The 22,495-nt window shown below is 59.3% G+C and carries 21 protein-coding genes; 13 read left to right on the forward strand and 8 right to left on the reverse strand.

Features of this window, described 5'->3' with window-relative positions:
• The first annotated feature begins 12 nt into the window (after window positions 1-12).
• Window positions 13-441, forward strand: coding sequence for an OsmC family protein (locus ACMGGE_RS05040; protein WP_420293446.1), 429 nt, complete (start codon window positions 13-15; stop codon window positions 439-441).
• A gap of 23 nt (window positions 442-464) precedes the next feature.
• Here ACMGGE_RS05040 and ACMGGE_RS05045 read toward each other — a convergent pair whose 3' ends face one another.
• On the reverse strand, window positions 465-1,370 hold the full coding sequence (locus tag ACMGGE_RS05045; RefSeq protein WP_420293447.1) for a LysR substrate-binding domain-containing protein: 906 nt from the start codon (window positions 1,368-1,370) through the stop codon (window positions 465-467).
• A gap of 115 nt (window positions 1,371-1,485) precedes the next feature.
• On the opposite strand from ACMGGE_RS05045, the gene ACMGGE_RS05050 reads away from it, so the two are divergent.
• Entirely contained in the window at window positions 1,486-2,235 is a 750-nt protein-coding gene (locus ACMGGE_RS05050; protein ID WP_262749829.1) for an SDR family NAD(P)-dependent oxidoreductase, read from the forward strand.
• Here the strand turns inward: ACMGGE_RS05050 and ACMGGE_RS05055 are convergent.
• From ACMGGE_RS05055 to ACMGGE_RS05085, 7 genes are read right to left on the reverse strand one after another with little or no spacing between them, the layout of a single operon-like run.
• Window positions 2,232-3,161, reverse strand: a complete 930-nt coding sequence (locus ACMGGE_RS05055) for an oligopeptide/dipeptide ABC transporter ATP-binding protein (protein ID WP_045908778.1) — start codon at window positions 3,159-3,161, stop codon at window positions 2,232-2,234. The genes ACMGGE_RS05050 and ACMGGE_RS05055 overlap by 4 nt on opposite strands.
• On the reverse strand, window positions 3,154-4,140 hold the full coding sequence (locus ACMGGE_RS05060; RefSeq protein ID WP_196364529.1) for an ABC transporter ATP-binding protein: 987 nt from the start codon (window positions 4,138-4,140) through the stop codon (window positions 3,154-3,156). The genes ACMGGE_RS05055 and ACMGGE_RS05060 overlap by 8 nt, the downstream gene beginning before the upstream one ends.
• A complete protein-coding gene (gene ddpC / locus ACMGGE_RS05065) occupies window positions 4,140-5,033 on the reverse strand; it encodes a D,D-dipeptide ABC transporter permease (protein WP_045908776.1) in 894 nt (297 codons plus the stop codon). The genes ACMGGE_RS05060 and ddpC overlap by 1 nt, the downstream gene beginning before the upstream one ends.
• A complete protein-coding gene (locus ACMGGE_RS05070; RefSeq protein WP_023327529.1) occupies window positions 5,030-6,052 on the reverse strand; it encodes an ABC transporter permease in 1,023 nt (340 codons plus the stop codon). The genes ddpC and ACMGGE_RS05070 overlap by 4 nt, the downstream gene beginning before the upstream one ends.
• A gap of 22 nt (window positions 6,053-6,074) precedes the next feature.
• Window positions 6,075-7,607 carry an ABC transporter substrate-binding protein gene (locus tag ACMGGE_RS05075; protein WP_048223320.1) on the reverse strand — a complete coding sequence of 511 codons (1,533 nt, stop codon included), beginning with the start codon at window positions 7,605-7,607 and terminating at the stop codon, window positions 6,075-6,077.
• Window positions 7,608-7,622: 15 nt separating this feature from the next.
• Complete coding sequence (gene ddpX, locus ACMGGE_RS05080; RefSeq protein ID WP_025911023.1) at window positions 7,623-8,198, reverse strand: D-alanyl-D-alanine dipeptidase; 576 nt, start codon at window positions 8,196-8,198, stop codon at window positions 7,623-7,625.
• A 12-nt stretch (window positions 8,199-8,210) separates the two neighbouring features.
• Window positions 8,211-9,065, reverse strand: coding sequence for a MurR/RpiR family transcriptional regulator (locus ACMGGE_RS05085; RefSeq protein WP_420293448.1), 855 nt, complete (start codon window positions 9,063-9,065; stop codon window positions 8,211-8,213).
• A 265-nt stretch (window positions 9,066-9,330) separates the two neighbouring features.
• Here ACMGGE_RS05085 and ACMGGE_RS05090 point away from each other — a divergent pair, with 265 nt between their 5' ends.
• From ACMGGE_RS05090 to ACMGGE_RS05140, 11 genes are all read left to right on the forward strand, one after another.
• Entirely contained in the window at window positions 9,331-10,812 is a 1,482-nt protein-coding gene (locus tag ACMGGE_RS05090) for an alpha/beta hydrolase (protein WP_420293449.1), read from the forward strand.
• Between the two features lie 95 nt (window positions 10,813-10,907).
• Window positions 10,908-12,119 carry a diguanylate phosphodiesterase gene (locus ACMGGE_RS05095; RefSeq protein ID WP_420293450.1) on the forward strand — a complete coding sequence of 404 codons (1,212 nt, stop codon included), beginning with the start codon at window positions 10,908-10,910 and terminating at the stop codon, window positions 12,117-12,119.
• A gap of 88 nt (window positions 12,120-12,207) precedes the next feature.
• Complete coding sequence (locus ACMGGE_RS05100) at window positions 12,208-13,098, forward strand: aminoimidazole riboside kinase (RefSeq protein ID WP_420293451.1); 891 nt, start codon at window positions 12,208-12,210, stop codon at window positions 13,096-13,098.
• A gap of 172 nt (window positions 13,099-13,270) precedes the next feature.
• Window positions 13,271-14,788 carry a carbohydrate porin gene (locus ACMGGE_RS05105; protein WP_045908770.1) on the forward strand — a complete coding sequence of 506 codons (1,518 nt, stop codon included), beginning with the start codon at window positions 13,271-13,273 and terminating at the stop codon, window positions 14,786-14,788.
• Between the two features lie 66 nt (window positions 14,789-14,854).
• Window positions 14,855-16,225: a sucrose-specific PTS transporter subunit IIBC gene (locus tag ACMGGE_RS05110; protein ID WP_023619263.1), complete on the forward strand. Its 1,371-nt coding sequence runs from the start codon at window positions 14,855-14,857 to the stop codon at window positions 16,223-16,225.
• The gene (locus ACMGGE_RS05115) at window positions 16,225-17,631 is read left to right on the forward strand and encodes a sucrose-6-phosphate hydrolase (protein ID WP_420293452.1); all 1,407 of its coding nucleotides are present in this window, start codon (window positions 16,225-16,227) and stop codon (window positions 17,629-17,631) included. Before ACMGGE_RS05110 ends, ACMGGE_RS05115 begins: the two co-directional genes overlap by 1 nt.
• Before the next feature lie 28 nt (window positions 17,632-17,659).
• Window positions 17,660-18,676 (forward strand): LacI family DNA-binding transcriptional regulator, encoded by a 1,017-nt coding sequence (locus ACMGGE_RS05120; RefSeq protein WP_420293453.1) that lies wholly within the window; start codon window positions 17,660-17,662, stop codon window positions 18,674-18,676.
• 89 nt (window positions 18,677-18,765) lie between these two features.
• Window positions 18,766-20,316, forward strand: a complete 1,551-nt coding sequence (locus ACMGGE_RS05125) for a methyl-accepting chemotaxis protein (protein ID WP_420293454.1) — start codon at window positions 18,766-18,768, stop codon at window positions 20,314-20,316.
• Window positions 20,317-21,037: 721 nt separating this feature from the next.
• Complete coding sequence (locus ACMGGE_RS05130) at window positions 21,038-21,457, forward strand: hypothetical protein (protein WP_111963595.1); 420 nt, start codon at window positions 21,038-21,040, stop codon at window positions 21,455-21,457.
• A gap of 5 nt (window positions 21,458-21,462) precedes the next feature.
• Complete coding sequence (locus tag ACMGGE_RS05135) at window positions 21,463-22,023, forward strand: RNA polymerase sigma factor (protein ID WP_420294173.1); 561 nt, start codon at window positions 21,463-21,465, stop codon at window positions 22,021-22,023.
• An 87-nt stretch (window positions 22,024-22,110) separates the two neighbouring features.
• A complete protein-coding gene (locus ACMGGE_RS05140) occupies window positions 22,111-22,482 on the forward strand; it encodes a hypothetical protein (protein WP_420293455.1) in 372 nt (123 codons plus the stop codon).
• The last annotated feature ends 13 nt before the right edge of the window (window positions 22,483-22,495 follow it).

Below are 22,495 nucleotides of genomic sequence, written 5' to 3' on the forward strand. Positions count from 1 at the left end.
AGGAGAGCAAGAATGACTATTCATAAGCACGGTTCGGCACACTGGTCTGGCGACATTAAGCGCGGTAAAGGGACGGTTTCCACCGAGAGCGGCGTTCTCAATCAGCAGCCTTATGGTTTCAATACCCGCTTTGAGGGTGAAAAGGGGACCAACCCGGAAGAGCTGATCGGCGCGGCACATGCGGCCTGTTTTTCGATGGCGCTGTCGCTGATGCTCGGAGAAGCGGGCTATACCGCTGACGTTATTGATACCACCGCAGACGTCTCTCTGGATAAAACCGACGGCGGCTTTGCGATTACGAAGGTTGCCCTGAAAAGCAAGGTGACTGTTCCCGGCATCGCTCCTCAGCAGTTTGACGGTATTATTCAGAAAGCGAAAGCGGGCTGCCCGGTTTCGCAGCTACTGAAAGCCGAGATTACCCTGGACTACACGCTAAATTAACTCCCTGCCGGGTTTGCGCCCGGCTATCCCTTCAGTGCGGCGGGAAACACCTCCGCCAGCCACGCAATAAACACCTTAAGACGGTGCGTCAGATGCCGGTTCTGAGGGTAAACCACATGAAACGGATAGGCGGCAGGGCGCCAGTCGCTCAGGATCGCCGTCAGCGTACCCGCCTGTAAATACGCATTTGCCGAATACTCAAACGTCTGAACGATCCCCAATCCCGCTGCGGCAGCCGCCAGATGGGCATTACTTTCGTTTACGCCGAGAAAATGCGGAATATTGATTTCCAGCGTCTCGCCGTTCTCTCTGAAGCGAAACGGAAATGCCCGCCCGGTGACGGGCGAGAGGTAGCTAATGAGCTTGTGGCCGTTGCACAGCTCCTGCGGATAGGCCGGAACGCCATGGTTTTTCAGGTAACCCGGCGTCGCGCAGGTAATCATTTCGGCGTTGCCAATATGGCGGGCGATGAGGGTCGAGTCGTTCAGCGGGCCGCCGCGGATGACGCAGTCTACGTTACCGCTGATAAGATCAACCGGACGATCGGCTACCCCAAGATCGATGCGGATTTCCGGATAACGCTGCATAAAATCCGGCAGCAGGGGAATAAGCACGTCCCGAGCGGTGGAGCCGCCCACGTCAACCCGCAAATGCCCTTTGGGCGTCGCACGGGAAACGCGAAACGCGGTGTCGATATCTTCGATATCTATCAAGACCCTGAGCGCTTTTTCATAGTAATCCGCCCCTTCCGGCGTCGCGACCACCCGGCGAGTCGTCCGGTGCAGGAGACGTATTTCAAGATGCGCCTCAAGCGATTTCACCAGCTTGCTCAGGGTGGCGATGGGCATGTTCAGCGAGTCCGCCGCGCGGGTAAAGCTGCCGGTTTCCACCACCCGGGTAAACGCGCGCATCGCCATTAGCTGGTCCATTCGGCTCCCCTGATTATTTCTGTGTGTGAATAGTCATTTTCATTTTTGCCAGTTTTTCACTAATCCAGCAAGGGCTAAAGTTTGTCCAACGCAAACCCAACAAAAGGTAAATGACATGAACACGACTCTCTCAGGAAAAATCGCACTGGTCACCGGCGGCAGCACCGGCATCGGTCTTGCCACGGCGCAGGAGCTTGCTGCACAGGGCGCGAAGGTGTACATCACCGGACGACGTCAGGCCGAGCTGGACGCGGCGGTGGCTGAAATCGCTTCAACGGCAGTGGGCATTCGCGCTGACGTGTCAAAACTGGCGGACCTGGACGAGGTCTATGCCCGGATAGCCAAAGAAGAAGGCCGCCTCGATATTCTGTTCGCCAATGCGGGTGGCGGCGATATGCTGCCGCTGGGCGCGATAACCGAAGAGCAGTTTGACCGGATTTTCGGCACCAACGTCCGCGGGGTGCTGTTTACGGTACAGAAGGCGCTGCCGCTGCTGTCTGCCGGATCCTCGATTATTCTGACCGGCTCGACGGTGTCCATTAAGGGGACGGCAAACTTTAGCGTCTACAGCGCCAGCAAAGCCGCCGTGCGCAACTTTGCCCGCTCCTGGGCGCTGGATTTGCAGGGCCGTGGGATCCGCGTCAACGTGGTAAGCCCGGGCCCGATCAAAACCCCTGGCCTCGGCGATCTGGTGCCGGAAGAACATCGTCAGGGGCTGTACGACGCGCTGGCCGCACAGGTGCCGCTCGGCCGTTTAGGCGCGCCGGGTGAGGTGGGTAAAGTGGTGGCGTTTCTGGCCTCCGACGCGGCCAGCTTTATTAACGCCACCGAGTTGTTCGTGGACGGTGGGATGGCGCAAATTTAACCCAGACTGCGCCAGCAGCGGACATCACGGCCCTCGCGAGAGGGCTGTAACGGCTGAGGACGTTCGCACCCCTGCGCGGCCATCGGGCATCGGTCACGGAAAAAACAGCCTTCGGGCAGATGACGGTTGCCGGGAAGCTCCGTTTTGCGTAAGGCCAGCGTCTCATCCAGCGGTTCACCGGTGCGGGGAACCGAATCGAGCAGCAGACGGGTGTAAGGATGACGCGGCTCCCCAAGCACCTGAGCGGCGCTGCCCAGCTCCACAATCTGCCCAAGGTACATCACCGCCACGCGGTCGCTCATGTGCCTGACCACCGAGACGTTATGTGAGATCAACACGTAGGTCAGATTACGCTGCTGTTGCAGGGTCACCAGCAGGTTGAGGATCTGCGCCTGCACGGAGATATCCAGCGCGCTGGTGGGTTCATCGAGCACGATGATATCTGGATCGGACGAGAGCGCCCGGGCGATGGCAATGCGCTGGCGCTGCCCGCCGGAGAAGGCGTGCGGAAGCCGGTCGAGATACTCCGGGCGAATGCCCACCTGTAGCGCCAGGTTTTCAGCCAGTTGACGGCGTTCGCGCTCGCTGCTGCGCTTTTGTACCCACACCGGCTCGGTGATAATGCGCCAGACCGGCAGGCGCGGGTCGAGCGAAGAGAGCGGATCCTGAAACACCATCTGCATGCCGCCCGCATGGTGCGCCCGCTGGCAGGCGCCGGTGCTGGGCTTAAGCATGCCCATCAGCAGCTGGGCCAGCGTGCTTTTCCCGCAGCCGGACTCCCCGACAATGCCAAGCGTTTCTCCCCGACGGATCTCAAGGTCGAGCCCGTTGAGGGCATGCACCTGTTCCGTCACGCGGCCCAGCCAGTTTTTACGTGCCGCAAAATTCACGTGCACGCTATCCAGTTCCAGCAGTACATCAGACATGGGCTTTCTCCCGTTGTGGATACCAGCAGGCAGCCTGTTGGCCCTCTGCGCCATGGGGCTGTAAGCGCGGTGTTTCGCTGCATTTCGTCCCGGCGGCAAAGCAGCGCTCGCGGAACGCACATCCCTGCGGAAGCTGGCTGAGGTTGGGGACCGTGCCGGGGATGGCGGGAAGCGGGGCGCGCGGCTGGCCGTTTTCCGGCGCGCACTGCAGCAGGCCAATGGAATAGGGATGCACAGGCTGGTGGATCAGCGTTTGCGTGGCACCGCTCTCGATCACGCTGCCCGCATACATCACGTACATTCTGTCGCAGAGCTGGGACACCACGGCCATATCGTGGCTGATAAACAGCACCGAGGTGCCGCTGGCCCGTGCCTTGTGCTTCAGCAGGCGCAGCACCTGCAGCTGGACGGTGACGTCCAGCGCGGTGGTCGGTTCGTCGGCGATAATCAGCTCCGGCTCGCAGGAGAAGGCAAGGGCGATCATCACCCGCTGGCGCATCCCGCCGGACAGCTCAAACGGATAGCGCGCCATGACCGCTTTCGCATCCGGGATTTGCATCTCTTCCAGCAGGGTAATCGCCTTCTGCTGCGCCTCATGCCGGGAAAGCGGCTGATGCTGGCGGATCACCTCGACCATCTGTTTGCCAATCCGCCGCGTCGGGTTGAGGGCGGTCATGGGCTCCTGAAAAATCATCGCGACCTTTGCGCCGCGCCACTGGCGAAGCTGTTTCTCGGACGCCGTCAGGACGTTTTCGCCGAGTAATTTCACCTGGCCATGATGAATACGGTAGCTGCCTTCCGGCAGCAGCCGCATGGCGAGCATGGCGGTCACCGATTTACCTGAACCGGATTCGCCCACCACGCCGACAATTTCACCCCTGCCGATCTCCAGCGAGACGTGGTTCAGCGCGTGGACCTCGCCGCGGAAAATCGGGAAGCTCAGATGCAGGTCTTCAATCTTGAGTACCGGATCGGTCATCACTGTTTACCTCCCGATTTCGGGTCCAGCAGATCGCGGATACCGTCGCCAAACAGGTTAAAGCCCACGGCGGTTATCAAAATCGCCGCACCGGGAAACGCGCAGTACCACCACTGGTCCAGAACGTAGTTACGGCCGACGGCCACCATCGCGCCCCATTCGGCGGTCGGCTGCTGCGCCCCCAGGCCAATAAACCCCAGCGTGGCGGCCATCAGGATGGCGCTGCCGATGTCCAGCGACGCCTGCACAATCAGCGGCGGCAGGGCGTTGCGCAGGATGTGCCAGCGGATCAAATGCCAGCGGGAGGCGCCAAAGGTGCGGGCGGCCTGCACGTAGGTAAACTGGCGCACCACCAGGGTTTGGCCGCGTGCCAGGCGGACGTAAAACGGAATGCGGACAATCGCAATCGCCAGCATGGCGTTAAACAGGCTCGGCCCGAGCGCGGCGGCCAGCGCCATGGTCAGCACCAGGGAAGGTATCGAGAGCATAATGTCCATCACTCGCATGATGACGGCGTCGCCGCGCCCGCCCAGCACGCCGGACAGACAGCCCAGCAGCGAACCGATGCCGCCCGCAATCACCACCACCGCCAGTCCGGCGGTAATGGACTGCTGGCTGCCCGCCAGCACGCGGCTGAACAGATCGCGGCCCACCTCGTCGGTACCAAACCAGTGCTGCGCAGACGGCGCCTGCAGGCGCGCGGTCAGATCCAGCGCGTTTGGGTCATGCGGCACGATCCACGGTGCGGCCACCATAATGAAAAGCATCACAAGCATAATGACGCCGCCAACGATCGTGAGCGGGCTTTGACGCAGCATCCAGAACAGCTTTGCCCAGTTGATACGTTGTCTGACGGGTTTAACCGGGACGGGCGTTTCCTGCGTTAACATCATTCGGCACCTCCGCGCCCAATTCGCGGGTCAATCCACAGGTAAAGCAGATCGACCACCAGATTAACCAGCACGTAGGCCAGCGAAACAACGACGGCAAAGCCCATCACGGCAGGGAAATCGAGCGCCTGAATGGATGTCACCACCCAGGCTCCCATGCCCGGCCAGGCAAAGACGGTTTCAGTCAGCACGGCACCGTACAGCAGGTCGCCCAGCGCCAGCCCGAGCACGGTAATCGACGGGATCATCGCATTCGGCAGGGCGTAGCGCAGGACGATATACCAGCCGGGCAGGCCGCTGGCGCGGGCCGTGCGAATGTAGTCTTCGCTAAGCTGCTCCAGCATCGCGGAACGAACCTGACGCGCCACGATGCCCAGATGCACAAACGCCAGCGTCAACGAGGGCAAAATCAGGTGCTGCAGCGCATTGAAAAAGACCTCTCCGTTACCTTCCAGCAGGGCATCCAGCAGATAAAAGCCGGTGACGTGGGCAGGCGGGTCGAGCCAGTCGTCCAGCCTGCCGCCGCCCGGCAGGATCTGCAGGTGCCCGTAGAACAGGACAATGACGCCCAGCCCAAGCCAGAAGGCCGGGGTGGAGATCCCTGTCATCGCCATTAAACGTACCAGGTGATCCAGCCAGCGGTTGCGGTATACCGCCGACAAAATCCCCAGCGGCACGCCGATGACCAGCGCCAGCAGCAAGGAACAAAAGGCCAGTTCCAGCGTGGCGGGGAAAAAAGCCTTCAGGTCTTCCGCAACCGGACGGCCGGTCCGGATGGAGGTGCCTAAATCACCGTGGGCCAGGGCGTCCACGTAACGGCCAAACTGAACGTACAGTGGCTGATCCAGCCCCAGCTGCTGGCGAATGTTCTGCACGATATCGTCGCTGGCGCGGTCGCCGGCCAGCAGACGGGCCGGATCGCCGGGGATCAGGTGCGAAATAATAAAAGTGATAATACAGACACCGGCCACCACCAGGAGTAACCCCCAGCAGCGCTGGCGCACGATGCTCCAGAACGTCATACACTTTCCCCCGGCGAAACGGTTACTTGCTCATGGTGGCGATGTTAAACACCTGCTCGAGCATCGGATTAAAGGTGAAGCCTTTGACCTCTTTGTTCATCGCCAGTTGGTAGTTCTTCTGGAACAGATAAACGTAGGCCGCCTCGTCGATAACCACTTTCTGCGCCTGCTGGTAATCTTTGGTGCGTTCCGCCTGGTCCGTGGTTTTCAGCGCGGCCTGCAGCAGGGAATCGACCTCTTTGTTCTCATAGAACGAGCGGTTGCCCGGCAGCCCTTTCTTGTCCGATTCGAACCAGTAGTTCATGAACATGTACGGGTCGGCAAAGTCCGGGCTCCAGTTGCCGATGGCGATGTCGTAATCGCCTTTGCCGACGCGGTCACGCATGGTGGCGTTGGCCAGTTTTTCCAGCTTGACGTTAATGCCGATCTTGCCAAGGCTGGCCTGCGTTGAGAGCGCGATAGGCTCCCAGTTCGGATCGTTGTCAGAGTAGAGGAAGGTCAGGCTGGCGGGCTTGTCTTTAACCTTCTCCAGGGCCGCTTTGGCTTTGGCCTCGTCGAGGCTGTACTGCATGGCCGTGGCGTCAAATCCCCACATGCCTTCCGGGATTGGGCCGCGCATCTGCTTGCCGTTGCCGCTCAGAATGCCTTTCACCATCCCCTGATAGTCCGTCGCCCAGGAGACCGCGCGGCGTAAATCGACCTGATTGAGCGGCGCTTTGCTGTTGTTGAGGTAGAGATAGGTCACGCGCAGGGACGGGTATTCGGCGACGGCGACTTTCCCTTCCTGCTTCAGGGCCGCCAGCTGATCGACCGGCAGGGAGTCGGCAATGTCCAGGTCACCGCGGGAAAGCTGCAGACGACGCGACGCGCTCTCACCGATAATTTTCACCGAGACGCGCTTGAAGTGCGGCTTGTCGCCCGACCAGTGCGGGTTTGGCACCAGCACCAGCTGCTGGCCTTTCTGCCAGCTCTTCAGCATAAACGGCCCGGAGCCAGCGGTGTTTTGCGCCAGATAGCCGCGCGCGTCGTCCGCAGCATTGGCCTTCAGCACCGTCGGGTTAATGATGGAGGCGCCGTCGTTCGCCAGGGTGTAGAGGAAAGGCGCGAACGGCTGGCTGAGGGTGAATTTCACCGTATGGTCATCAACGGCATCAATTTTCAGATCTTTTGGGAAGGCTTCAGACGGCCCCTGGCTGAGCTTCAGCAGGCGTTCGAAGGAGAGTTTGACCGCCTCGGCGGTGACCGGCGTGCCGTCGGAGAATTTGGCGTTATCCGCCAGGGTGAAGGTCCACTCTTTCTGGTCGTCGGAGGCTTTCCAGCCCGTCGACAGATCGCCTTCCACCTCGGTAGAGCCTGGCTTGTACTTGACCAGACGCTGGTAGGATGGATAGGTGACGGTCCAGTCGTTGTTATCAATAGTGATGGCCGGATCGAGCGTTTGCGGGTCGGCGGCTTTCCCGATGACCAGCATGTCTTTCGGGACGGCAGCCAGCGCCAGCGGTGCACTCAGGGCCAGCGTGGCGGCAATGACGGTCGAGAGAAGCGATGTTTTCATGGCAGTGCTCCAGGTTTAAAGAGGGGTGTGCGTCAGGGGAAAACAGGCAAAACGGTCATCAAGCAGCGGGTAGCTGGCGGCGTTCGGCAGTTCGAAGTGCCACCATTCGCTGCCGATCCCGACAAAACCGCCGCCGAACATGATGGCGTTCAACAGCAGACGGTTGCGCTGGGCGTGGGGCGGCACGGAAGGGTGATACGGATGCGAGCGGTCATGCATTTCGTCAAAACCGGCGCCCATATCCAGCACGGCGTTATGCTCGTCCATCAGGGTGACGTCGATGGCCGTGCCGCGACTGTGGTTGGAGCCAATCGCCACGTCGACAACATATTCCGGGTTCGGGCAGGCCTCCCACAACTGGGCCTGCGCCTGCTGCGGCCGATAGGCGTCGTAGACCACCAGCTTCAGTCCGGCCAGCGTGGCAATGCTGATGGCTTTTGCCAGCGCGGTGGCCGCGTCGGTATGCAGCAGGCACAGCGCCTCCTGGTAAATCGGGCGGCCGGTAATATTGTCGGCGGTGGCGTACTTCAGATCGATATGCAGCGTGGGGAACGTCTTCGCCACATCAATCAGTTCACTCTCTACGGGCATAGCTCCGCTCCTTTAGCGTTCGAATTGACCAAACTCTTGTTGTAATTGTCGGTTTACTGCCAGGCGCGCCGGAAGCGCATCACCCAGCGCTTCCACCACGCCCGACAGCAGCAGGTTGAACAAACAGCTCACAGGGGCAAGTGAATCCCAGAAATGACCGGTATCGGTTTTCACCTGCAGTAAATCAATCGGATAATCCCGCGCCCACGGGCACCAGATATCGGTGATTAAGGCCAGCGGAATGCCTTTCTCGCTCGCGACGCGGCAGTACTGTCGGGCCATCGTGGAGTAGGTACGCGTATCGGTCAGCACGACATAAGGGTGCGCAAACCCGGAGTTCAGGGATTCCACCCAGCTGCCGGATGCCCCTTCGGAGTAGCTCACCCGCGGGCGGAGGTATTCAAGGTGGCTGAAGAAGGCGTTGGCGATCCCGCGCGTGGACTGGATCCCCAGCACAAAAACCGCGTCCGCGTGGGCCAGATGGCGCACCACCTGACGAAAAGCGTCCGTTTGCGCCAGCTGATACACCTGCGTAATGGCGTCCACTTCCAGCGACAGGGCGTGCTGAAGGCGGTTGGGCAGGGGGCGCTGCTGCTGCCAGGAGTCGAGGCGCTCGTTCATGCCCCAGGGCTGGTAAGGATCGCGCAGGCTCTTTTTGGCATCCTCCAGGTTGCGATACCCCAGCTTGCGCAGAAAGCGTCCGACGGTAATCCCGCTGGTCCCGCTCGCCAGCCCGACGCTCTCCGCCGTTTCAAACGGGATTTGCGCGGCGTGCGCCAGCAGCCAGCTCCCGACCCGCTTCTCGCTGGGGGTCAGCTGGCTGAAAGTCGCTTCGATACGGCTCAACATCTCAGGTTTCGTCGTCATACCGCCTCGCTGTTAACAGGCTGTCAATGGCCGAAATTGTGTTACCTGATTAACAATGCATGACGCGTGCCATGTTCACAGGCGGGCGAAAACCCGCTGCGCAGTAAACTTCATGCAATATTTGGTTAACCAATGATCAACATTTGTGCAGCGTAGTTCACTTTTGGTGCACTGGCTGACCTGACAGGTATGAATTTGGTGAATACGTCAGCCTGTTCACATTTTTGATAAGATAGAAGCACTGAGAACATAAAAGGGATCCCTCATGGCGAATTTGCCCTGGCGAGTCAGCGTGCGCCTGATCGCGCTTGCAAAGAAAACAGGAATGGTCGTGGGGATCGTCCTGGTCGTCCTGCTGGCGGTGCGGGTGTATCTCTCGCAGCAGGGGCCGGAACTGCACCTGTGGCACACCTGGCGGGCAGATGAGATGTCCGTTCGCGAGCTGGATAACGCTGATTTCGCCGGATACCTCGCCCGGGAAAAGGCGATTTTCACCGATCTGGATAACGCGGTGACGGCGAAAACAGCGGGCGAGGAACAAACCCCGTTAAACCGCTATTACCGCCAGAGCATGGTGTGGCCCGGTCAGTTTGCCCCCGATGCCAACCGCTCCTTTGTGCTGATGCCAGCCGGAAAGCCCCGCGGCGCGGTGGTGCTGCTGCACGGGCTGACGGATTCGCCATACAGCGTCAGGCGCCTTGCCGTGAACTATCAGCAGCACGGCTTTGTGGCCGTGGTCCCGCGTCTTCCCGGCCATGGCACCGCGCCCGGCGCGCTGACGGATGTTGATTGGGAAATGTGGCTGGCGGCCACGCGCCTTGCCGTACGGGAAGCTACGCGCCTGGCGGGTGAGGCTGTGCCTCTGCATCTGGTGGGCTACTCCAACGGCGGGGCGCTGGCGATGAAATATGCCCTCGATGCGCTGGACGCGCCAGCGCTGCGTAAACCACAGCAGGTGATCCTGCTCTCACCGATGATTGGCGTGACGGCCTTTGCGCGGTTCGCCGGTTTCGCCGGGCTACCGGCGCTGCTGCCGCCGTTTGCCAAAGCGGCCTGGCTGAATATCTCCCCGGAATATAATCCGTATAAATACAATTCGTTCCCGGTGAACGCCGCCCGCCAGTCGTGGCTGCTGACGAAGGCCCTGCAGGAGCAGATTGGCCGCGCGGCGCGGGAAAACAGGCTGGCGAATTTGCCGCCGGTGCTGGCGTTCCAGTCGGTGATGGACTCCACGGTCAGTACCCGCGCGGTGGTCAGCGGCCTGTTTGACCAGCTTCCGGCAAACGGCAGCGAGCTGGTGATGTTCGATATCAACCAGGCGGCGAGCTTCCGTCCGCTCTTCAAACCGTCGTCCTGGACGGCCACCACGGCGCTGCTGCCGGTCGCACAGAGACGTTACGGTGTCACGATTATCACCAATGCCAGCGAGCACAGTTTCTCGACTGTGGCGAAAATAACCCCGGCAGGCAGAACGCAGGAGACGGTGGTGCCGCTTGCCCAGTCCTGGCCGCAGGATGTCTATTCCCTGTCGCACGTTGCGGTGCCGTTCCCGCCGGATGACGATCTCTATGGTCGCGAACCTGGGGTGAAAAACCGCTACGGTATCAGCCTGGGGACGATTGCGCTCTGGGGAGAAACGTCCGTATTAAGCGTCGGAAAAGAGGCGCTGATGCGGGTCACCTCGAACCCGTTTTACGACTTTATGCAGGAGAGGATTAACAGCCGGATCGGGGACGAGAAAAAGTAACGTTCCCCTGTAGCGTGAATATGTTAGGTCGCATTGATTAAGTATGTTACATAGTAGCTTCAAGGCACCTCTCTTTCTCATTGGAACCCCTTTTTGTGCTGACGACTCTGATCTACCGAAGCCAGTTGAATTTATCCCGCCCGTCCACTGAACTGCGGGAGCTGGTGGAGCGCGCCAGGGGCCGCAACACAAAACTGGCTATTACCGGCGTCCTCCTGGCTAATGGGAATGAGGTTCTGCAGATCCTCGAAGGGTCGGAAGAGAGTGTGGTCAAACTTTTCCATACCATCCGTGAGGACAAGCGGCACAGCGGGGTGGTAGAACTGCTGCGGGACTATGGTCCGCGCAGACGCTTCGAAAACGTCGGCATGCTGCTGTTCGATCTGCAAACGCAGTCGCCGAAAGAGGTGCTGCAGTCGGTGCTGCGCTACAGCAAGCTGGACAGCTATCTGACCTCCGACGATCGGGTGTTCAAATTTATTCAGACCTTCATAACCGGTAAACGTCCGGTCCCGTCGGGGGCACGCTACACCGCGGACAAATGGACGCTCTCGACCGAAACGCTACCCTTTGGCGAACACCTGGGCCTGATTGCCGGGCAAACCTGCCAGTTTGCGCTGCAGCCTATTGTCGAGCCCTCGGAAGGGAAGATCAGCTCCCTTGAGGCGCTTATCCGCGGCAACGACGGCGGCAGCCCGGAGCATTTCTTCAGCACCGTCGACCCGGACAACATCTACGAAGTCGATCTCCAGACAAAAGCCTATGCCTTTGCGCTGGCGGAAAAGCTGGGCATTGGCAGCCATAAAATCGCGGTAAACCTGCTGCCCATGTCGCTGGTGAATGTCCCTGGCGCAGTGGAATTTCTGGTCGCTCAGATTAAAAAACATGGCCTTCAGCCGGAGCAGGTGGTCATTGAAGTCACTGAAAACGAGATGATCTCCGGGTTCAACCAGTTTAACAGTGCCATCAAGCAGCTTCGCGGTGAGGGGATTGGCCTGGCGATCGATGATTTTGGCTCGGGCTATGCCGGACTTTCGCTGCTGACCCGGTTCCAGCCGGATAAAATTAAAATCGACCGGGAAATTGTCAGCAATATTCACCTGAGCGGCCCGAAACAGGCAATTGTGCGCTCCATCATCAGCTGCTGCTCCGATCTTGAAATCACCCTGGTGGCGGAAGGTATCGAGAAAATTGAGGAGTGGTGCTGGCTCGAATCTGCCGGGATCCGACGCTTTCAGGGATTTCTGTTTGCCCGGCCGCAGCTGAATGGCGTCGGCGATATCCACTGGCCGCATCTGGTGCGTTAAGTCAAATTTCCCTCCCGTTATTTCCCCTTTGCCCGGCCTGTGCTTAAATAGCTAAATCGGTTTAACATAGTTTAGCTACGAGGATCACATGAAGAAAATCTGGGTACTTGGCGATGCGGTAGTGGATTTGCTGCCAGATGGAGAAGGTCGATTACTGCAGTGCCCTGGCGGCGCGCCAGCGAACGTCGCGGTCGGTATTGCCCGGCTTGGCGGCCAGAGCGCCTTTATTGGCAGGGTTGGCGACGATCCTTTCGGGCGGTTTATGGCGAAAACGCTCGCTGACGAGCGGGTTGACGTGACGTGGATGCGCCTTGACCCGGCGCACCGCACCTCAACGGTGGTGGTTGATTTGGACGACCACGGCGAGCGATCGTTTACCTTCATGGTGCGCCCAAGCGCCGATCTGTTTCTCGACCCCGACGACCTGCCGACGTTCAGCGCCGGGGAGTGGCTGCACGTCTGCTCCATCGCCTTAAGCGCCGAGCCGAGCCGTGCCACGACCTTTCAGGCGATGGCCGCCATCCGGGAGGCGGGCGGTTACGTCAGTTTCGACCCCAATATTCGCCCGGATCTCTGGCCGGATGAGAACGCACTTCACCGCTGTCTTGAACAGGCGCTGCAAAGCGCTGACGTGGTGAAACTTTCGGTAGAAGAACTGGCCTTTTTCACCGGTAGCGCGGCGGTAAACGTTGGTCTGGAGGTGCTGATGCAGCGCTGCCCGGCGCGTCTGGTGCTGGTTACCCAGGGAAAAGCGGGCGTAACCGCGTGGCATGAAGGTACCGTAAAACACTACCCGGCAACGCCTGTGCAGTGCGTCGATACGACCGGTGCGGGCGATGCCTTTGTGGCGGGGCTGCTCTACGGGCTGGCCGCCGGACAGGACCTGACGCCGGTTATCGCGCTCGCCCAGCGCTGCGGCGCGCTGGCCACCACGGCCAAAGGGGCGATGACCGCGTTGCCCTGGCAGCACGACCTGTAATTTCTCCTCTCCTGGCCGCCATCCTGCGGCCTGAATTGTCGCCTCGATCACACTTACTAAATCGGTTTAGCAAAAAAGATTGCCGATCCAAAATTCACAGGTTTAGTATCAGCAACCTAAACCGGTTTAGCAATTTAGCACGTTTAATGACTTCTTTTAGGGATGCGACAAAATGTATAAAAAACGCAGACTTGCCGTGATGATAGGCATGCTGGCCGGAAGTACCTCTGTTTTTGCCCAGACCGATATGTCCAGTATTGAAGCGCGCCTTGCCGCGATGGAGCAGCGCCTTCAGGACGCAGAGACGCGCGCGCAGGTGGCTGAGAAACGCGCCGCGGCAGCAGAACAAAAAACGCAGCAGCTGGTTGCCGCTCAGCAGCAGGCGCAAACGACGACCCAGGAGGTGGCGCAGCGCACCACCGCGCTGGAGAAGAAGGCGGATCAGACCGGCGGGTTTGAGTTCCACGGCTATGCCCGCTCTGGCCTGCTGATGAACGATGCGGCCTCCAGCAGCAAAAGTGGCCCTTACCTGACGCCAGCCGGTGAAACCGGTGGTGCGGTGGGGCGTCTGGGTAACGAAGCCGACACCTACGTCGAGCTGAACCTGGAGCACAAGCAAACCCTGGATAACGGGGCGACCACGCGCTTTAAAGCGATGCTGGCCGACGGTCAGAGAACCTATAACGACTGGTCAGCCGATACCAGCGACCTCAATATTCGCCAGGCCTTCGCAGAGCTGGGCAACCTGCCTGATTTTACCGGCGCGCTGAAGGGCAGTACCTTCTGGGCGGGTAAACGCTTCGACCGCGACAACTTTGACATCCACTGGCTGGATTCCGACGTGGTGTTCCTGGCCGGTACCGGCGGCGGCGTTTATGACGTGAAATGGAACGATTCGCTGCGCAGCAACTTCTCCATTTATGGCCGCAACTTCGGCAGCGTGGAGCAGACCGACAACAACGTTCAGAACTATATCCTCAGCATGAACCACTTCGCCGGCCCGTTCCAGCTGATGGTGAGCGGCCTGCGGGCGAAGGATAACGACGACCGTAAAGACACTAACGGCGATCTCATCAAAACGGATGCCGCCAATCACGGCGTTCATGCCCTGGTGGGCTTGCATAATGACAGCTTCTACGGCCTGCGCGAAGGGACCGCCAAAACGGCGCTGCTGTATGGTCACGGGCTGGGTGCGGAGGTGAAAAGCATCGGCTCCGATGGCGCCTTGCTGTCTGAGGCGGACACCTGGCGCTTCGCAAGTTACGGTGTCACGCCAATCGGCGGTGGCTGGAGCGTTGCGCCCGCCGTTCTGGCACAGAGCAGTAAAGATCGCTACGTCAAGGGCGATAGCTATGAGTGGGTAACGCTCAACACCCGCCTGATCAAAGAGGTCACCCAGAATTTCGCGCTGGCGTTTGAGGGCAGCTATCAGTACATGGATTTAAACCCGGAAGGCTATAAGGATCGCAACGCCGTGAACGGCAGTTTCTACAAGCTGACCTTTGCGCCAACCTTAAAAGCGAGCAAAATCGGCGATTTCTTCAGCCGTCCCGAACTGCGCCTGTTTGCCACCTGGATGGACTGGAGCAGCAAACTGGATCATTACGCCAGCGATGATGCCTTTGGCAGCAGCGGCTTCAACGCCGGCGGGGAATGGAACTTTGGGGTCCAGATGGAAACCTGGTTTTAACCCATCACGCTCCCGCCTGGCGGGAGCGTTTCGCACATCATAAAAAGAAGTCAGGCAGAGGTATCTATGGATTTTAATCAAATCGCCCGCGAGCTTATTCCGCTGCTCGGTGGCAAGGAAAATATCGCCAGCGCGGCGCACTGCGCAACGCGTCTTCGTCTGGTGCTGGTCGATGACGCGCTGGCGGATCAGCAGGCTATCGGCAAGGTCGACGGTGTGAAAGGCTGCTTCCGTAACGCCGGGCAGATGCAGGTGATTTTTGGCACGGGCGTGGTCAACAAGGTGTACGCCGCCTTTATTCAGGCGGCGGGTATTAGCGAATCCAGTAAATCTGAGGCTGCGGATCTGGCGGCGCGCAAGCTGAACCCGTTCCAGCGCATTGCCCGTCTGCTCTCCAACATCTTTGTGCCGATCATCCCCGCGATTGTGGCGTCCGGTCTGCTGATGGGCCTGCTCGGCATGGTGAAAACCTACGGCTGGGTCAATGCGGATAACGCTATCTACATCATGCTGGACATGTGCAGCTCGGCGGCGTTTATCATTCTGCCTATTCTGATTGGCTTTACCGCCGCGCGCGAATTTGGCGGTAACCCGTACCTCGGCGCGACGCTGGGCGGCATTCTGACCCACCCGGCGCTGACCAACGCCTGGGGCGTGGCGTCGGGCTTCCACACCATGAACTTCTTCGGCCTTGAGATCGCGATGATTGGCTATCAGGGCACGGTATTCCCGGTGCTGCTGGCCGTCTGGTTTATGAGCATCGTGGAGAAAAACCTGCGCCGCGCGATCCCGGATGCGTTAGACCTGATCCTGACGCCGTTCCTCACCGTCGTCATCTCCGGCTTTATCGCCTTGCTGATTATTGGCCCGGCGGGGCGCGCTCTGGGCGACGGTATCTCCTTTATTCTGAGCACGCTGATCGCCCACGCGGGCTGGCTCGCCGGGCTGCTGTTCGGCGGACTGTATTCGGTGATTGTGATCACCGGTATTCATCACAGCTTCCACGCGATTGAAGCCGGGCTGCTGGGCAACCCGTCGATTGGCGTTAACTTCCTGCTGCCGATCTGGGCCATGGCGAACGTGGCGCAGGGCGGTGCCTGCCTGGCGGTGTGGTTCAAAACCAAAGATGCCAAAATCAAAGCCATTACTCTGCCGTCGGCGTTCTCTGCAATGCTGGGCATCACCGAAGCGGCCATTTTTGGTATCAACCTGCGCTTCGTTAAGCCGTTTATCGCTGCGCTGATTGGCGGCGCGGTGGGCGGGGCATGGGTGGTCTCCGTGCATGTGTACATGACCGCTGTCGGGCTGACCGCGATTCCGGGGATGGCCATCGTGCAGGCCAGCTCGCTGCTGAACTATATTATCGGCATGGTGATTGCCTTCGGCGTGGCGTTCACCGTCTCACTGCTGCTGAAATATAAAACGGATTCTGAATAATGACGTTACCTTCCCGCTGGCCTGCGATCCTGCAGGCCGTTATGACAGGTCAGCCGCGGGCGCTGGCGGACAGCCATTATCCGCAATGGCACGCCGCGCCGGTGACGGGGCTGATGAACGACCCGAACGGGTTTATCTGGTTCGCTGGCCGCTATCACCTGTTCTATCAGTGGAACCCGCTGGACTGCGAGCATCGCTTTAAGTGCTGGGGGCACTGGAGCTCTGCGGACCTGGTGCACTGGCGGCATGAGCCCCTGGCGCTGATGCCCGATGAAGACTATGACCGCAACGGCTGCTACTCCGGTAGCGCCGTCGATAACGAGGGCGTTTTGACCCTGTGCTACACCGGCAACGTCAAGTTCGATGACGGCAGCCGCACCGCCTGGCAGTGCCTGGCCGTGGAGCAGCCGGACGGGACCTTCAGGAAGCTGGGGCCGGTGCTGGCGCTGCCGGAAGGCTACACCGGCCACGTGCGCGACCCGAAGGTGTGGCAGCACGAGGGGATGTGGTACATGGTGCTCGGCGCGCAGGATGTGCAGAAGCGCGGCAAGGTGCTGCTGTTTAAATCAGCCGATTTGCACGCCTGGACATCCTGCGGGGAGATCGCCGGTCACGGGGTTAACGGCCTGACGGACGCGGGTTATATGTGGGAGTGTCCGGACCTGTTTGCCCTCGACGGGACACATGTCCTGATCTGCTGCCCGCAGGGGCTGGCGCGCCAGCCGCATCGCTACCTCAATACCTATCCGGCTACCTGGATGAGCGGGGCGTTTGACTATGCCAGCGCCGCATTCGATAACGGCGATCTGCACGAGCTGGACGCGGGGTTTGAGTTTTACGCCCCGCAAACCACGCTGGCGGAAGATGGACGCCGCATCCTGATTGGCTGGATGGGCGTACCGGACGGGGAAGAGATGCTTCAGCCCACCCGGGCGCACGGCTGGATGCACCAGATGACCTGCCCGCGCGAACTACGCTATCGCGACGGCAGGCTCTGGCAGACCCCGGCGCGCGAACTGGCGGCGCTGCGTGAAGATGAGCAGCACTGGCAGGGGCGCGCCAGCGACGCGCCCGAACTGGACGCGACGCGTCTGGAGTTTGAGCTGGGCGCCGCGCAGGTGAACGTCGATTTTGCCGGCGCGCTGCGCCTCACGCTCGATGAGCAGGGTATACGTCTGGAGCGCGCGAGCCTGAAAACCGGTGAAACCCTGACCCGCTACTGGCAGGGGGACGTCCGTCATTTGCGCGTCCTGTGCGACCGCTCCAGCGTCGAAATCTTCATTAACCAGGGCGAAGGGGTGATGAGCAGCCGCTATTTTCCTGACTATCCGGCCCGGGTGCGATTCGAAGGTGCGTCCGATATCACATTACGCTACTGGTCGCTGCGCGCCTGCATGATAGAATGAGGGTTTTGGCAGCCGGATCTAAGTCGTTGTGAGAAAAACAAAACGCGTCACCATTAAAGACATCGCGGAGCTGGCGGGTGTGTCAAAAGCCACCGCCAGCCTGGTCCTGAACGGTCGCAGCAAAGAGCTTCGCGTGGCGGAAGAGACGCGCGAGCGCGTGCTGGCAATTGCAAAAGAGCACCACTATCAGCCCAGCATTCATGCCCGGTCGCTGCGCGATAACCGCAGCCACACCATTGGTCTGGTGGTCCCGGAGATCACCAACTACGGTTTTGCCGTCTTTTCTCACGAGCTGGAAACGCTGTGCCGCGAGGCGGGCGTTCAGCTGCTGATCTCCTGCAGCGATGAAAACCCGGGGCAGGAGACGGTGGTGGTGAACAACATGGTGGCGCGTCAGGTGGACGGGCTGATTGTGGCCTCCAGCATGCTCAACGATGCGGACTACCATAAGCTGAGCGAGCAGCTGCCGGTGGTTCTGTTTGACCGCCACATCAACGACAGCGCGCTGCCGCTGGTGATCACCGATTCCATTACCCCGACGACCGAACTGGTGGCCGACATTGCGCGCCAGCATCCTGATGAGTTCTACTTTCTCGGCGGCCAGCCCCGGCTGTCGCCCACGCGCGACCGCCTGGAAGGCTTTAAGCAAGGGCTGCGTGAGGCCGGTGTGGCGCTGCGCCCCGAGTGGATCATTCACGGCAACTATCATCCGAGCTCCGGATACGAGATGTTTGCTGAACTTTGCGCCCGCCTGGGGCGTCCGCCGAAAGCGCTTTTCGCCGCCGCCTGCGGGCTGCTGGAAGGGGTGCTGCGCTATATGGGCCAACATAACCTGTTGCAAAGTGATATCAGGTTAGCCAGTTTTGACGATCACTATCTCTACGATTCGCTGACGATCCCGGTGGATACCATTCGCCAGGATAACCGCCAGCTGGCGTGGCACTGCTTTGATTTGATTAGCAAATTGATTGAGGGCGAGACCCCGGAACCGCTGCAGCGGAAACTGGATGCTACCCTGCAGCGACGCTATAAGTCAGCGAAATAGCCCGGTTCGATACTTCAATAACTTTAATTAATTTAAGTTTTGGACGCGCCGATAACCATAAGGAATAATTCTCCTTGAGGTATTGGTTTATGTCGTTGAAAAAGTCATCCCTGATTGTCCTGTTCTCGCTGCTTTTCTTCTTTGTTGTCAGCACCGTCACCAGCGTTGGCCTCATCATTAAAAGTAATAATTCGCTGGATAACGTCAACAAAGAGATCCAGGTTGTGCTGTCCATTATTGACCCTATTAACCACAGCCGTACGCTGCGCGTGCGGGTGATGGAGTATGTGAAGATGGTGGAAGCGGGCAACGCGGCGGACGGTGCTGCAAAGCTTACCGCCGTGAAAGAGGCGCTGACCAAAGCGGACCACGCCTTTGCGGCCTTTATGGCGTCGCCGCGCCTGAGCGATGAAGCGCCGCTGGTCACTGCCTATCAGGACGCCTGGCAAAACTACCGCAACCAGGGGCTGGCGCCGCTGATCGACGCCGCCGAGGCGCACGATGTTGCCAAATTCAACGCGCTGATCCCGGAAGTCTCCCGCCTCGACCGCCAGTACGAGATCGTTCTCGACCAGGTGCTTTCCGTCCACCAGAAATACGCCAAAAGCCTGAACGAGAATGCGAGCAGTAACTTCGTCTCTGGCCTGGCGATCATTGCCGCTATCGCCAGCCTGTTTGTGGTGGTGATTGTCGCCGTCAGCCTGCTGATGAAGCGCTTTGTCTTTGCGCCGGTTAACCTGGCACGCGAGCACTGCAGCCAGATTGCGGCAGGCAAGCTGGACATTCCAGTGCCGGTGAAGGGGAGTACAGGCAACGAAATCGACCATCTGATGGGCTCGATGGAGCAGATGCGTCAGGCGCTGCTGGCAACTATCGCCCAGGTGCGCGATGCGAGCCATACCGTAACGCACGCAGCCCAGGAGATTGCCTCCGGGAATATCGACCTGGCGTCACGCACCGAGCAGCAGGCTTCGGCGTTAACCCAGACGGCGGCCAGCATGGAAGAGCTGAGCGCGACGGTGGCGAACAATACCGATAATGTGTATCAGGCCGGGAAACTGGTGCAGGACGCGGTGAAAAATGCCCATACCGGTGAAGCGGTAACCCGTGAAGTCATCGACACGATGAATACCATCGCGGCGAACTCTAAGCGCATTGAAGACATCACCAGCGTGATTAACAGCATCGCCTTCCAGACCAACATCCTGGCGCTGAACGCGGCGGTTGAAGCGGCGCGCGCCGGTACGCAGGGACGCGGTTTTGCGGTCGTGGCCAGCGAAGTGCGCACCCTGGCGCAGAAAAGCGCGGTGGCGGCGAAAGACATCGAAAGCCTGATCGCGCAGTCGGTCTCGAGCGTGAAAAACGGTGCGGAGTTGGTGAGCCGCTCGGGCGAGGTGATTGACTCGATCATTTCGTCGGTGAATAAAGTGAATACGCTGATGGAGCAGATCTCCGTCGCCTCTGAAGAGCAGAGCCGCGGGATCAGTCAGGTCGGGCAGGCGGTGACCGAGATGGACGGCGTGACCCAGCAGAACGCCGCGCTGGTGCAGCAGTCCGCTGCGGCAGCGGCCTCGCTGGAAGAGCAGGCGCAGCAGCTTTCACGGAGTATTTCGAGTTTTAGGTTGCCGGTGCAGGCTTGATGGTATTAAGGAGGCTCCGCAAGGAGCCTTTTATATTACTGTCATACATAAAGTCTTGCCTGCTTACTCTTTGAGTTTGTTTCAGTACCACTTATTGTATTTCACATATATAACAGAAATAACAATCACCCAAACGACGCTGAGTAAAGCAGCATGCCCCGGTATAAACCGTACAAATAGATATATTCCAATTACGATAAGCAACGCAGGAATCAGGTAAAAAAACGACTTCAAAAGCCATAAAATTGCTTGCTTCATTTCCGCAGTATCTCGTACAAGGCGTCGCCTATCACTTGCTCATTATTATCCCCAGAGTTTACCTGATAAATGATTTCAGACATTTGCGGTTCGATTAAGAAGTATAACATCTCGATATTTTCTTTATACAGTGCCTGGTAGTACTGAGGATCCTGAAATTTGAGTCGATTAGCCGCAGATGCTGCTACCTGAGCCTTTGAGTAAAGCGTTGCACCATTAACAAACTCATCTTCCTGACATTGTTATCAATCATACTGGCCGTCATTGCTATCGCATTGGTTAAGCGATTTCTTCGTACGCGATGATTTGCCTGCAAGCGACTCATAGCATCCGCCAGCCGTTACCGCTATGAGTCCAAATTCGGCAGCACAAAAAAATTATATTCACCCCGGCAATATTTCCCTTCCTCATCCGTCTACCTCATCACACGCCATAATCAGTTACGGTAAACGAGGTAAACACCATGAGAGATTTTGAAATGCACGGCAGAGGTCACGGGCGCGGATTTGGTCGCCACCGTATGGGCAAGGGCTTAGTCATCGGCGCGGTGATTTTCATCGTGCTCGGCCTGCTGGTGATGTCCCTGTGGAACGCCTTGCTTCCGGCGATCCTGGGCGTTAAGGCCATCGGATTCTGGCAGGCGCTGGGCATTCTGGTGCTGAGTCGCATTCTGTTTGGCGGCTTAGGTTTCCGCCCCGGAATGTTTGGCGCGCACCGCCGCATGCACGAGCGCTGGATGAATATGACGCCCGAACAGCGCGAAGCGTTTATTCAGCAGCGCCGTGAAGGCTTCGGTCGCCACGGTCGCGGCCACTGCGGCTGGCATGGCCATCGTGACGATAAGCGCGATGAAGCCACGCCAAAAGCGCCGGACGCGGAGTGAGCGAGATGAAAGCCGGGGAGACGGGCGGATCCATGCTGATGTCGGCGCTCAATGCCTGCCGCGCCCGGCTGAAAGCCTTCATTCGCGGACGGACGTCCGTGCGTGATGATGCCGACGACATTTTGCAGGAAGTGACGTATCAGCTGATGAAAGTGGAGCAGCCGGTCGAAAACGTCGCCGCCTGGCTGTTCCGCGCGGCGCGTAACGAAATGACCGACCGGGCGCGTAAAAAGCGCGAGGTGTCGCTCTCCGGCTATTTTACGGGCGAAGATGACGACGGTTATCCGGAAGACGAGCTGGCCGAAACCCTGTTCGGCGTACCGCACACGCCGGAGGAGGAGTACCTCAAAACGCTGCTGTGGGAAGAGCTGGGCCAGGCGCTGTCTGAACTTCCGCCGCCGCAGCGGGAGGTATTTGAAAAGACCGAGCTCCACGGCTACAGCATTAAAATGCTGGCAGAGGAGACCGGCGCCAGCGAACAGGCGCTGTTATCCCGCAAGCACAAGGCGGTGCTGTTTCTGCGCACGCGGCTGCGGGACGTCTATGACGCGCTGACGGGCGAATAGCGGCGGCAGACAAAACCTTACACTTCCGGCACTTGTAGATTCATCACTATCGTTTATGATCGGGGCGTCTTGTCACTCTGGAATGTTATGCGCAACCGTCAGCTCCTCGGAAAATGGCTTTTGATTATCACCTGTCTCGCGATGGCGCTTTGCCTCGTGCAGCGTGCGGTGATGCTCAACCATTTTTTACAGGGACTGGATTCGCAGATTTCGCTGAGTGCAGATGCCCCGACTCAAACCAGCAACACTGAACAACCCGGCCCGTCGCCGTGTCAGCTCGGCGCGCACTCGCTGCTTTGCGCGCAGCCGCTGTTCTTCGACGGTGCGTTACCGGCCATTATTATCTTCTTCGCGCTGCTGCAGCTGTTGACGCAAGGGCGGGCAATGGCTCCGGCGGAACAGCCCGTTCAGGCACCACCTCCCCGAATACACCTTAAAAACTGCGTTTTCCGTGAATGAAAAACATCGTCCT

The organism is Enterobacter sp. BNK-22 (assembly GCF_048684805.1).
Taxonomy (GTDB): Bacteria; Pseudomonadota; Gammaproteobacteria; order Enterobacterales; family Enterobacteriaceae; genus Enterobacter; species Enterobacter quasiroggenkampii.